A 13,110-nucleotide genomic window follows, 5' to 3' on the forward strand; every position below is an offset into this window, starting at 1 on the left:
GAGAGAGGTTCAGTAGGGGTATAGCTCAATTGGCAGAGCGTCGGTCTCCAAAACCGAAGGTTGTAGGTTCGATTCCTACTGCCCCTGCCACTTGAAGGTGGCCTTCACGAGCCCGCCAAACTCTGGCGGGCTTCAGTGTCTTCAAGGCGCTGGAAACGAGATTGCGGGAATACATCAGATATGGCCACAACACAGGTCGAAACCGTACAAACGGGTGCAGATAAAGCCAAAATCGCAGCAGTAGTGGTTTTGGTGCTCGCTTCTGTGGCCGGCTTTTATTTGCTCGCCAAACAGGGTGCGGTGGTGCAATGGGCCGTCCTGCTGCTGGGTCTTGTGCTTGCAGTGGGTGTTTTTCTGCTCTCGGAGCCCGGGCGGCGTTTTGTCGGCTTCGCCCGTGAAGCCTGGCGTGAGGTCAAAAAAGTCGTTTGGCCCAGCCGCAAAGAAGCGGTGCAGATGACGGCTTATGTATTTGCTTTCGTCGTGATCATGGCATTGTTTTTGTGGATGACGGACAAAACGCTGGAGTGGGTTTTGTACGATCTGGTGTTGGGTTGGAGAAAATCATGACGAATGTTACGGAAGCGGTTGAGGCCGCGAACAACCTGTCTCCTGCCACTCCGGGTATGCAATGGTATATCGTCCATGCTTATTCCGGCATGGAGAAGGCGGTCGAGCGCAACATTCGCGAACGGATCGCGCGCTCCGGCATGCAGGATAAATTCGGCCGTATCCTCGTGCCCACCGAAGAGGTGGTCGAAATCAAAAACGGTCAGCGCAAGACGGCAGAACGGCGTTTGTTTCCGGGCTACGTGTTCGTCGAAATGGTCATGGACGACGATACCTGGCACCTCGTCAAACATACGAGCAAGGTCACGGGCTTTGTCGGTGGAGCAAAAAACCGCCCCGCGCCGATTTCGGAAGAAGAGGTGCAAAAAATCCTCCAGCAGATGCAGGAGGGGGCTGAAAAGCCGCGCCACAAAGTCGAATTCATGGTGGGCGAAGTGGTGCGCATCAAAGATGGGCCATTCACCGATTTCAATGGCGCGGTGGAAGAAGTCAATTACGAGAAAAGCCGCTTGCGCGTTTCCGTCATGATCTTCGGACGCTCCACCCCGGTGGAACTCGAATTCGCCCAGGTGGAAAAAACCTGAAAGGCCCTTGCGCCGTTTGGCGCAAGGCTGCGAAAAGAACGGTGCGCTTTCCGGCTCGGCGCACGAAATACATTTCAAAGAGTCGTTTATCACGGGGAGCCTGCAGGAGATGCAGGCGTTCGCACCCGTAAGGAGTAAAGCATGGCGAAGAAAATCGTCGGCTTCATCAAGCTGCAAGTGCCAGCTGGTAAAGCCAATCCCTCACCACCCATTGGCCCGGCGCTCGGTCAACGCGGTCTCAACATCATGGAGTTCTGCAAGGCATTCAATGCCCAGACCCAGGGTGTGGAGCCGGGCCTGCCGCTGCCAGTGGTGATCACCGCCTTTGCGGACAAGAGCTTCACTTTCATCATCAAGACGCCGCCCGCGACGACGCTGATCAAAAAAGCGATCAAGCTCGAAAAAGGCTCTTCCAATGCGCTCAAGACCAAGGTCGGCAAGATCACGCGCGCGCAGCTCGAAGAAATAGCGCAAACCAAGATGAAAGACATGAATGCAGCCAGCCTGGATGCGGCGGTGCGCACCTTGGCGGGTTCGGCGCGCTCCATGGGCGTTTCGGTGGAGGGTTTGTAAATGGCCAAGTTGACGAAAAAGCAAAAAGCCTTGCAGGGCAAGGTGGACAGCACCAAGCTGTATCCGCTGGGTGAGGCTCTGGCGCTCGTGAAGGAAGCCGCAACGGCCAAGTTCGACGAATCGATCGATGTTGCCGTGCAGCTTGGCGTCGATGCGAAGAAGTCCGACCAGGTGGTGCGTGGCGCCGTGGTGCTGCCCAATGGCACCGGCAAAACCACGCGCGTGGCAGTGTTCGCCCAAGGCGCCAAGGCAGATGAGGCCAAGGCGGCCGGTGCCGACATCGTCGGAATGGACGACCTGGCTGCCATGATCAAGGCCGGCGACATGCCGTTTGACGTGGTGATTGCCGCGCCGGATGCCATGCGCATCGTCGGCACGCTGGGCCAGATTCTCGGTCCGCGCGGTCTGATGCCTAACCCCAAAGTGGGTACGGTGACGCCCGATGTGGCCACGGCTGTCAAGAATGCCAAGGCGGGTCAGGTGCAGTTCCGCGTGGACAAGGCCGGTATCGTGCACGGCACGATTGGCCGCCGCTCGTTCGAAAACGAAAAACTGCAAGGCAACCTCGCGGCCCTCATCGACGCGCTGAACAAGGCCAAGCCCGCATCGAGCAAGGGGCAATACCTGCGCAAGGTGGCTTTGTCCTCGACCATGGGTATCGGGGTGCGGGTAGATACCCAATCCATCGCTGCCTGAGGCGGGGATGCCGCGTTCATCGCGGGCAAAAAATCTTCAGGCTTCTTTATGGGGCCTGATGTGGTGGGTCGCAGATGCGTGCATCTGCGGGCCATCCAAGACCGTTGGTGTGCAGACCGGTGCACTTAAACCATTCATGGGCCAACGCAGATGGCGATCCCGCTGCAGATGGAATTTGTTCCACCACAGTTGGTCGCTGCAACAAGAGCGTGTTCCAGGGTGCAAGCCCCAAAACACATTTTTTAAGGAGTAAACCTTGAGTCTGAATCGCAGTGAGAAAGAAGCGGTCATACAAGATGTGACCAAGCTCGCCGCTAAAGCTCAAACGCTCGTGATTGCGGAATACCGTGGCATTACGGTGGCCGACATGACACGACTGCGCGTGGATGCACGCAGCAAAGGCGTGAGCCTGAGTGTTCTCAAGAACACCCTGGCACGCCGCGCGGTGGCAGGCAGCGCATTCGAAGTGGTGTCGGACCAATTGACGGGTCCGCTGATCTACGGCTTCTCGGAAGACGCCGTGGCTGCCGCGAAAGTGGTGGCCGATTTTGCGAAGACCAACGACAAATTGGTCATTCGCGGTGGCGCATTCGCAGGGAAAGCCCTCGACGTTGAAGGCGTGAAGCAGCTGGCCAACATTCCTTCGAAGGAAGTATTGCTGGCGCAGTTGTGTGGCTTGCTGAAGTCCCCCATCTCGCGTACCGCAGTGGTGCTCGGCGCGCTGGCTACGAAAAAAGGCGAAGCTGTCGCCGCATAAGGGCGCAGCAAACTTGTCAACCCTGACCCATGCAAGCGCAGCTGTCTGGGCCACTCGCGGCGAAAACGCCCTGGGCCTGCAGCGCGAATGTGGCATGGGTCCTCAACCCAATATCAGGAAATCAAAATGGCATTCGATAAAGACGCATTTCTGACCGCTCTCGACAGCATGACGGTCATGGAACTCAATGACCTGGTCAAGGCCATCGAGGAAAAATTCGGTGTGAGCGCTGCCGCCATGGCTGCTCCCGCTGCGGGCGGTGGTGCTGGTGGCGCAGCGGCTGCTGCTGCCGAAGAGAAGACCGAGTTCAACGTGGTGCTGCTAGAAGCTGGCGCCAACAAGGTGTCGGTCATCAAGGCTGTGCGCGAAATCACCGGCCTGGGCCTCAAGGAAGCCAAGGACTTGGTCGATGGCGCTCCCAAGAACGTCAAGGAAGGCATTGCCAAGGCCGACGCCGAAGCTGCTGTCAAGAAGCTCGTGGAAGCCGGCGCCAAGGCCGAACTCAAGTAATTTTGGCCGTCCGCAAGGGCTGGAGCGCTCGCCAAGGGCCTCCAGCCTTTGGCGCTTTCAGAGCGCACCCGAAAACCCCGCTGCTCGGGCGGTTTTCGAGTGTCTTCTGAATACCCCCGACAGCAGAAGACGCCTTGGTACGGGCGATGTGCAAGGCATCGCCGTCCGCCATGGTTGGTAGCGGCCAACCGCCAAGCCTGCAAAGTTTGACTTTGTGGGGCAGTCGTCGAAGACCCCCTTCCATGTCTTTGCCCGGAGATCTCATGGCTTATTCTTTCACCGAACGCAAACGCATCCGCAAAAGTTTCGGCAGCCGCGAAAGCGTGTTGGAAGTTCCCTATCTGCTACAAATGCAAAAGGACGCCTATACGGCTTTCCTGCAGGCAGATACGCCGCCCCAAAAAAGGGCCAACGAAGGCCTGCAGGCCGCATTCCAATCCGCGTTCCCCATCGTCTCGCACAATGGCTTCGTCGAGATGAAGTTCATCGAATACAACCTGGCCAAGCCGGCGTTCGATGTGCGCGAATGCCAGACCCGCGGCCTCACCTTTGCCTCGGCCGTGCGGGCCAAGGTGCAGCTGATCATTTACGACCGTGAATCTTCCACGGCCCACTCGAAGGTGGTCAAGGAGGTCAAGGAGCAGGAGGTCTACATGGGCGAAGTGCCGCTCATGACCGACAAGGGCTCGTTCATCATCAATGGCACCGAGCGCGTGATCGTCTCGCAGCTGCACCGCTCGCCCGGCGTGTTCTTCGAGCACGACAAGGGCAAGACGCACAGCTCGGGCAAATTGCTGTTTTCCGCGCGCATCATTCCTTACCGTGGTTCGTGGCTGGACTTTGAATTCGATCCCAAGGATATTTTGTATTTCCGCGTGGACCGTCGGCGCAAGATGCCGGTCACGATTTTGCTCAAGGCGATCGGCCTGAATGCCGAGCAGATCCTTGCGCACTTTTTTGTCAACGACAACTTCCGCCTGATGGACAGCGGTGCGCAGCTGGAATTCATTGCCGACCGCCTCAAGGGTGAGGTGGCGCGCTTTGATATCACCGACAAATCCGGCAAGGTCGTCGTTCCCAAGGACAAGCGCATCACGGCGCGCCATGTGCGCGAGCTCGAACAATCGGGCACCACGCACATCAGCGTTCCCGAAGACTATCTGATCGGCCGCGTGCTCGCGCGCAACATCGTCGATCCCGACACCGGCGAAATCCTCGCCAAAAGCAACGAGGAGTTGACCGAGGCCCTGCTGAAAAAGCTGCGCAGTGCAGGCGTGCAGGAGCTGCAGTGCCTCTACACCAACGAACTCGACCAGGGCCCCTACATCTCGCAGACGCTGCGCATCGACGAGACCGCGGACGAGTTTGCCGCGCGTGTGGCGATCTACCGCATGATGCGCCCCGGCGAGCCGCCCACCGAAGACGCCGTGCAGGCCTTGTTCCAGCGCCTGTTCTACAACCCCGACACGTATGACCTCTCGCGCGTGGGGCGCATGAAGTTCAATGCGCGTGTGGGGCGCGCCGAGTCCACCGGCCCCATGGTGCTGTCGAATGAAGACATTCTGGCCGTGGTCAAAATCCTGGTCGAGCTGCGCAATGGCCGCGGCGAGGTCGATGACATCGACCACCTGGGCAACCGCCGCGTGCGCTGCGTGGGCGAGCTGGCTGAAAACCAGTACCGCACGGGCCTGGCGCGCATCGAAAAGGCCGTCAAGGAACGTCTGGGGCAGGCCGAGCAAGAGCCGCTGATGCCGCACGACCTGATCAACTCCAAGCCGATTTCTGCGGCCTTGAAGGAATTCTTCGGCGCCTCGCAGCTCTCGCAGTTCATGGACCAGACCAATCCGCTGGCCGAGATCACGCACAAGCGCCGTGTCTCGGCGCTTGGCCCTGGCGGTCTGACGCGCGAGCGTGCCGGCTTCGAGGTGCGTGACGTGCACGTCACGCACTATGGCCGCGTGTGCCCGATCGAAACGCCCGAAGGCCCGAACATCGGCCTGATCAACTCGCTGGCGCTGTACGCGCGCCTGAACGAATACGGCTTTATCGAAACGCCGTACCGCCGCGTGGTCGATGGCAAGGTCACGAGCGAGATCGACTACCTGTCCGCGATCGAGGAAGGCAAGTACGTGATCGCCCAGGCCAACGCCGCGCTCGACAAAGAGGGGCGCCTGGTGGGCGAGCTGGTCTCGGCGCGCGAAAAGGGCGAATCCATTCTGACCCCGCCCGAGACCGTGCAATACATGGACGTGTCGCCTGCGCAGATCGTTTCGGTGGCCGCGTCGCTCGTGCCCTTCCTGGAGCACGACGATGCGAACCGCGCCCTGATGGGCGCCAATATGTCGCGCCAGGCCGTGCCCGTGCTGCGGCCCGAAAAACCCCTGGTTGGCACCGGCATAGAGCGCGTGGCTGCGGTCGATTCGGGCACCGTGGTGACGGCCAAGCGCGGCGGCGTGGTGGACTATGTGGACGCCACGCGCATCGTGATCCGCGTCAACGACGCTGAAGCGGTGGCCGGTGAGGTCGGGGTGGACATCTACAACCTCATCAAGTACCAGCGCAGCAACCAGAACACCAACATCAGCCAGCGCCCCATCGTCAAGCGTGGCGACCGCCTCGAAAAAGGCGACGTGATCGCCGACGGCGCCTCGACCGACCTGGGCGAGATCGCGATCGGGCAGAATATGCTGATCGCCTTCATGCCCTGGAACGGCTACAACTTCGAGGACTCGATCCTGATTTCCGAAAAGGTGGTGGCCGACGACCGCTACACCAGCATCCACATCGAGGAACTGGTGGTCATGGCGCGCGACACCAAACTGGGCGCCGAGGAAATCACGCGCGACATTCCGAACCTGAGCGAGCAGCAGCTCAACCGCCTCGACGACTCGGGCATCATCTACGTGGGTGCCGAGGTGCAGCCTGGCGACGTGCTCGTGGGCAAGGTCACGCCCAAGGGCGAAACCACGCTGACGCCTGAAGAAAAGCTGCTGCGCGCGATCTTCGGCGAAAAGGCCTCCGACGTGAAAGACACCTCGCTGCGCGTGGACCAAGGCTCGCAGGGCGTGGTGATCGACGTGCAGGTGTTCACGCGTGAAGGCATCCCGCGCGACAAGCGCGCGCAGCAGATCATCGACGACGAGCTCAAGCGCTTCCGCCTCGACTTGAACGACCAGCTGCGCATCGTCGAGGCCGACGCCTTCGACCGTATCGAGAAGCTCCTGCTCGGCCGCGTGGCCAACGGCGGCCCGCAAAAGTTGCCCAAGGGCACGAAGATCGACAAGGCCTATCTGGACGCGATCGACAAGTTCCATTGGTTCGACATCCGCCCCGCCGAGGACGAGGTCGCGGCGCAGCTCGAGAGCATCAAGAACGCGCTCGAGCAGACGCGCCACAACTTCGACCTCGCGTTCGAAGAAAAGCGCAAAAAGCTCACGCAAGGCGATGAGTTGCCCGCAGGCGTGCTCAAGATGGTCAAGGTCTATCTGGCCGTCAAGCGCCGTCTGCAGCCCGGCGACAAGATGGCCGGCCGCCACGGCAACAAGGGTGTGGTCTCCAAGATCGTGCCGATCGAGGACATGCCCTACATGGCCGACGGCACGCCCGTGGACATCGTGCTGAACCCGCTGGGCGTGCCTTCGCGCATGAACATCGGGCAGGTGCTCGAAGTGCATCTGGGCTGGGCCGGCAAAGGCATTGGCCAGCGCATCGGTGACATGCTGCAGCGCGAGGCCAAGGCGGCCGAGCTGCGCAAATTCCTCGAAGAGGTTTACAACACGCGCGGCCGCAGTGAAGACCTGGCCAAGCTCAGCGACGAGGCCTTACTCGCCATGGCGTCCAACCTCGTCGATGGCGTGCCCTTTGCCTCGCCCGTGTTCGACGGCGCTTCGGAAGACGAAATCCGCGCCATGCTGCAGCTTGCCTACCCGGACGACGTCGTTGCACGCAAGGGCCTGACCCCCGCGCGCACGCAGGCCTACCTGCACGATGGGCGCACCGGCGACCGCTTCGAGCGCCCGACCACCATAGGCTACATGCACTACCTCAAGCTGCACCACCTGGTGGACGACAAGATGCACGCGCGCTCCACCGGGCCGTACAGCCTGGTCACGCAGCAGCCGTTGGGCGGCAAGGCGCAATTTGGTGGCCAGCGTTTCGGCGAGATGGAAGTGTGGGCGCTCGAGGCTTACGGCGCCGCCTACGTGCTGCAGGAAATGCTCACCGTCAAGTCCGACGACGTGCAGGGCCGCACCAAAGTCTATGAAAACATCGTCAAGGGCGAGCACTCGATCGAGGCCGGCATGCCCGAATCGTTCAACGTGCTGGTCAAGGAAATCCGTTCGCTGGGCCTGGACATGGAGCTGGAGAGGGATTGACGGCCAGCGGCCCGGCGCACCACCGCGCGCGGGGCCGCGACATTTCGCCTGCCTGCACCCCGATTCCAGCCCCGTCCTCATCATTTAAGGAAGTTCGACATGAAGTCCTTGCTCGACCTGTTCAAACAATTCACGCCGAATGAGCACTTTGACGCCATTCGCATCGGCCTGGCCTCGCCCGAGAAGATCCGTTCGTGGTCTTTTGGCGAGGTGAAAAAGCCCGAAACCATCAACTACCGCACCTTCAAGCCCGAGCGCGACGGCCTGTTCTGCGCCAAGATCTTCGGCCCCATCAAGGACTACGAGTGCCTGTGCGGCAAATACAAGCGCCTCAAGCACCGCGGCGTGATCTGCGAGAAGTGCGGCGTCGAAGTCACGCAGACCAAAGTGCGCCGCGAGCGCATGGGCCACATCGACCTGGCCGCGCCCTGCGCGCACATCTGGTTCCTCAAGTCGCTGCCCAGCCGCCTCGGTCTGGTGCTCGACATGACGCTGCGCGACATCGAGCGCGTGCTGTATTTCGAAGCCTATGTCGTCACGGACCCGGGCATGACGCCGCTCAAGAAGTTCAGCATCATGAGCGAGGACGACTATGAAGCCAAGCGCAAGGAATTCGGTGACGAGTTCGTTGCCAAGATGGGCGCCGAGGGCATCAAGGAGCTGCTCGAATCGATAGATATCGAGGCCGAAATCGAAAGGCTGCGCGGCGACCTGACCGGCTCCGAAGCCAAGGTCAAAAAGAACGCCAAGCGCCTCAAGGTGCTCGAGGCGTTCAAAAAATCCGGCATCAAGCCCGGCTGGATGGTGCTCGAGGTGCTGCCCGTGCTGCCGCCCGACCTGCGTCCGCTGGTGCCGCTCGACGGCGGCCGCTTTGCCACGTCGGACTTGAACGACCTGTACCGCCGCGTCATCAACCGCAACAGCCGCCTGCGCCGCCTGCTCGAGCTCAAGGCGCCGGAAATCATTGCGCGCAACGAAAAGCGCATGCTGCAAGAGGCGGTGGACAGCCTGCTCGACAACGGCCGCCGCGGCAAGGCCATGACGGGGGCGAACAAACGCGCGCTCAAGTCGCTGGCCGACATGATCAAGGGCAAGGGCGGGCGCTTCCGCCAGAACCTGCTGGGCAAGCGCGTCGATTATTCGGGCCGCTCGGTGATCACCGTGGGCCCCACGCTCAAGCTGCACCAGTGCGGCCTGCCCAAGCTCATGGCGCTGGAGCTGTTCAAGCCCTTCATCTTCTCGCGCCTCGAAGCCATGGGCATCGCGACGACCATCAAGGCCGCGAAGAAAGAGGTCGAATCCGGCACGCCCGTGGTCTGGGACATCCTCGAAGAGGTGATCAAGGAGCACCCGGTGCTGCTCAACCGCGCGCCCACGCTGCACCGCCTGGGCATCCAGGCCTTCGAGCCCATCCTGATCGAAGGCAAGGCGATCCAGCTGCACCCGCTGGTCTGTGCGGCCTTCAACGCCGACTTCGACGGCGACCAGATGGCCGTGCACGTGCCGCTGTCGGTCGAGGCGCAGATGGAGGCGCGCGTGCTCATGCTCGCCTCGAACAACGTGCTCTTCCCGGCTTCGGGCGAGCCCTCCATCGTGCCCTCGCAGGACGTGGTGCTGGGCCTGTACTACGCCACCCGCGACCGCATCAACGCCAAGGGCGAGGGCTTGATCTTTGCCGACACGGGCGAAGTGCAACGCGCCTTCGACGCGGGCGAAGTCGAGCTTGCCTCGCGCGTGAACGTGCGCATCACCGAGTGGCGCAAGAACAAGGAAACCGGCGAATTCGAGCCCGAAGTCAAACTCGTGGCCACCACCGTGGGGCGCGCGCTGCTGTCGGAGATTCTGCCCAAGGGCCTGCCTTTCGAGCACCTCAACAAGGCGCTCAAGAAAAAGGAAATCTCCAGGCTCATCAACGTGTCCTTCCGCAAGTGCGGCCTGAAGGAAACCGTGGTGTTCGCCGACAAGCTGCTGCAAAACGGCTTCCGCCTGGCAACGCAGGCCGGCATGTCGATCTGCGTCGATGACATGCTGGTGCCGCCGCAAAAGGCCGAGATCATCGAGCGCGCCGAGGCCGAGGTGAAGGAAATTGCCCAGCAGTACGCCTCGGGCCTGGTCACGGCGGGTGAGCGCTACAACAAGGTCGTGGACATCTGGGGCAAGGCCGGCGACGAGGTCTCCAAGGTCATGATGCAGCAGCTGGCCAAACAAAAGGTCGTGGACCGCCACGGCAAGGAAGTCGATCAGGAGTCGTTCAACTCCATCTACATGATGGCCGACTCGGGCGCGCGCGGCTCCGCGGCGCAGATCCGCCAGCTCGCCGGCATGCGAGGGCTGATGGCCAAGCCCGACGGCTCGATCATCGAGACGCCGATCACGGCCAACTTCCGCGAAGGCCTGAACGTGCTGCAGTACTTCATCTCCACGCACGGCGCGCGCAAGGGCCTGGCCGACACGGCGCTCAAGACGGCCAACTCCGGCTACCTCACGCGCCGCCTGGTTGACGTCACGCAAGACCTGGTGGTGACCGAAGACGACTGCGGCACGGCCAACGGCTCGCTGATGCGCGCCATCGTCGAAGGTGGTGAGGTCATTGAATCGCTGCGCGAGCGCATTCTGGGCCGCACTGCGGCCGAAGACGTGCTGCACCCCGAAACGCAGGCCGTGCTCGTGCCGGCCGGCCAGGTGCTGGACGAAACCCTGATCGAAGAGATCGAAGCCGCGGGCGTGGATGAAGTCAAGGTGCGCACGGCGCTGACCTGCGAGACACGCTACGGCCTGTGCGCGCGCTGCTACGGCCGCGACCTGGGCCGCGGCGGCCTGATCAACCTCGGCGAAGCCGTGGGCGTGATCGCCGCGCAGTCCATCGGTGAGCCCGGCACGCAGCTGACCATGCGCACCTTCCACATCGGCGGTGCCGCCTCGCGCGCCGCGGTGGCCTCGAGCGTCGAAGCCAAGTCCAACGGCATCATCGGCTTCAACGCCACCATGCGCTACGTGAGCAACACCAAAGGCGAGCTCGTGGTGATCGCGCGTTCAGGCGAAATCATCATCCAGGACGAACATGGCCGCGAGCGCGAGCGCCACAAGGTGCCCTATGGCGCGGTGCTGACCGTCAAGCCCGACCAGGCCGTGAAGGCCGGCACCGTGCTCGCCAACTGGGACCCGCTCACGCGCCCCATCATCACGGAATTCGCCGGTCGTGTGAAATTCGAGAACGTCGAAGAAGGCCTCACGGTGGCCAAGCAGGTGGACGAGGTCACGGGCCTCTCGACCCTGGTGGTGATCGATCCCAAGCGCCGCGGCGCGGCCAAGGTCGTGCGCCCGCTGGTCAAGCTGCTGGACGCGGCGGGCAACGAGGTCAAGATTCCGGGCACCGACCACACGGTGACCATCGGCTTCCAGGTGGGCGCGCTGATCCAGGTGCGCGACGGCCAGGACGTGGGCCCCGGCGAAGTGCTGGCGCGCATCCCGGTCGAAGGCCAGAAGACGCGCGACATCACCGGCGGCCTGCCGCGCGTGGCCGAACTGTTCGAAGCGCGCACGCCCAAGGACAAGGGCACGCTGGCCGAGCTCACCGGCACCGTGTCCTTCGGCAAGGAGACCAAGGGCAAGATCCGCCTGCAGATCACCGACCCCGACGGCAAGGTGTGGGAGGAGCTCATCCCCAAGGAGAAGAACATCCTCGTGCACGAAGGCCAGGTGGTGAACCGGGGCGAGCTCATCGTCGATGGCCCGGCCGATCCGCAGGACATCCTGCGCCTGCTCGGCATCGAAGAGCTCTCGCGCTACATCGTCGATGAGGTGCAGGACGTTTATCGCCTGCAGGGTGTGAAGATCAACGACAAGCACATCGAGGTGATCGTGCGCCAGATGCTGCGCCGCGTCGTGGTGGACAACCCCGGCGAGTCCAGCTACATCGCGGGCGAGCAGGTCGAGCGCTCCGAAATCCTCAACACCAACGAGGCGCTGCAGGCTGAGGGCAAGATTCCGGCCACCTTCACCAACGTGCTGCTGGGCATCACCAAAGCCTCGCTCTCTACGGATTCCTTCATTTCCGCGGCATCGTTCCAGGAGACCACGCGCGTGCTCACCGAGGCGGCCATCATGGGCAAGCGCGACGAGCTGCGCGGCCTGAAGGAAAACGTCATCGTGGGCCGCCTGATCCCTGCCGGTACGGGCTTTGCCTACCACCACGCGCGCAAGGCCAAGGACGCCATGGACGAGGCCGAGCGGCGCGCCATCGCCGAGGCCGAGGCCGCCGAGCTGGAGGCCGCAGCGCACGCTGTGCCCGAGGCTGAAAGCACCAGCGGCAGCGACGCCTCCGCAGACTGAGCACGGACCGCACTACAGCGCCACAGCGCCCCCGTCCCAAGGTTTTCGCCGGGCGGGGGCGTTTTTTCAGTCCCCGCTCCAAGCCTGCACCCATGGCCTTGTCTGCGCTTTTCTGGCTGGCCGCGGCCGCCTTGCTGTTTTGGGCCGTTGGCGCCTACAACCGCCTCGTGCGCCTGCGCGCGGGCGTGGCGCAGGCATTTGCCGGCATCGCCGCGCACGGCGCTCGCCTGCTGGCCTTGCTGGAGGAATTCGGCGCCGCCAATCCTGTCGGTGAAGCCATGCCCGCGCATGCCGTGCTGAAGGCCGCCGCGGCGCAGTTCGCCATTTGCCTGGCCGCCGCGCGCGCCGCGCCCTTGCATGCCGCGGAAATCGCGGCGCTCGCCACGGCTGCGCAGGTGCTGGGCACGGCCTGGGGCGCGGCTTTGCACGAGCTGCCAGAAGCCGAGGGCAAGGACGCGCCCGCGGCTGCCACCACCGGCCCACGCGCGCTCTGGCGCCAGCGCTGGGAAGAAGAACAGATGCAAAGCAGCGCCAGCGTGCAACAGTTCCACACTGCGGTGCAGCATTACAACGCGGCGATCGCGCAGTTCCCCGCGCTGCTGCTGGCATGGCTGTTTGGCTTCAAGGCGGCGCGCGCGCTGGAGTGGCACCTTTCGCAAGGCAAGCCATGAACCCAGGCAAACGATCGCACGCGCCCACGCGCCCACTTTCCCCC

The 13,110-nt window shown here is 62.6% G+C and carries 9 protein-coding genes and 1 tRNA gene; all 10 read left to right on the top strand.

Going from position 1 to position 13,110, the window contains the following annotated elements:
* Positions 1-14: 14 nt before the first annotated feature.
* Positions 15-90, top strand: a tRNA-Trp gene (locus FK527_RS03400).
* Between the two features lie 90 nt (positions 91-180).
* Entirely contained in the window at positions 181-567 is a 387-nt protein-coding gene (gene secE / locus FK527_RS03405; protein ID WP_144729697.1) for a preprotein translocase subunit SecE, read from the top strand.
* Complete coding sequence (gene nusG, locus FK527_RS03410) at positions 564-1,151, top strand: transcription termination/antitermination protein NusG (RefSeq protein ID WP_144729700.1); 588 nt, start codon at positions 564-566, stop codon at positions 1,149-1,151. Before secE ends, nusG begins: the two co-directional genes overlap by 4 nt.
* 141 nt (positions 1,152-1,292) lie before the next feature.
* Entirely contained in the window at positions 1,293-1,724 is a 432-nt protein-coding gene (rplK, locus tag FK527_RS03415) for a 50S ribosomal protein L11 (protein ID WP_144729702.1), read from the top strand.
* Complete coding sequence (gene rplA / locus FK527_RS03420) at positions 1,725-2,420, top strand: 50S ribosomal protein L1 (protein WP_144729704.1); 696 nt, start codon at positions 1,725-1,727, stop codon at positions 2,418-2,420.
* 256 nt (positions 2,421-2,676) lie between these two features.
* Positions 2,677-3,177, top strand: a complete 501-nt coding sequence (gene rplJ / locus FK527_RS03425) for a 50S ribosomal protein L10 (protein WP_144729706.1) — start codon at positions 2,677-2,679, stop codon at positions 3,175-3,177.
* A gap of 126 nt (positions 3,178-3,303) precedes the next feature.
* Positions 3,304-3,687 (top strand): 50S ribosomal protein L7/L12, encoded by a 384-nt coding sequence (gene rplL / locus FK527_RS03430; protein ID WP_144729708.1) that lies wholly within the window; start codon positions 3,304-3,306, stop codon positions 3,685-3,687.
* Between the two features lie 263 nt (positions 3,688-3,950).
* Complete coding sequence (gene rpoB, locus FK527_RS03435) at positions 3,951-8,063, top strand: DNA-directed RNA polymerase subunit beta (RefSeq protein WP_144729710.1); 4,113 nt, start codon at positions 3,951-3,953, stop codon at positions 8,061-8,063.
* A 99-nt stretch (positions 8,064-8,162) separates the two neighbouring features.
* Complete coding sequence (gene rpoC, locus FK527_RS03440) at positions 8,163-12,395, top strand: DNA-directed RNA polymerase subunit beta' (protein ID WP_144729712.1); 4,233 nt, start codon at positions 8,163-8,165, stop codon at positions 12,393-12,395.
* Positions 12,396-12,487: 92 nt separating this feature from the next.
* Positions 12,488-13,066, top strand: coding sequence for a LemA family protein (locus FK527_RS03445; RefSeq protein ID WP_144729714.1), 579 nt, complete (start codon positions 12,488-12,490; stop codon positions 13,064-13,066).
* Positions 13,067-13,110 lie beyond the last annotated feature (44 nt).

The sequence above is a fragment of the Extensimonas perlucida genome (genome assembly GCF_007655255.1).
In the GTDB taxonomy this organism is placed as follows: Bacteria; Pseudomonadota; Gammaproteobacteria; order Burkholderiales; family Burkholderiaceae_C; genus Extensimonas; species Extensimonas perlucida.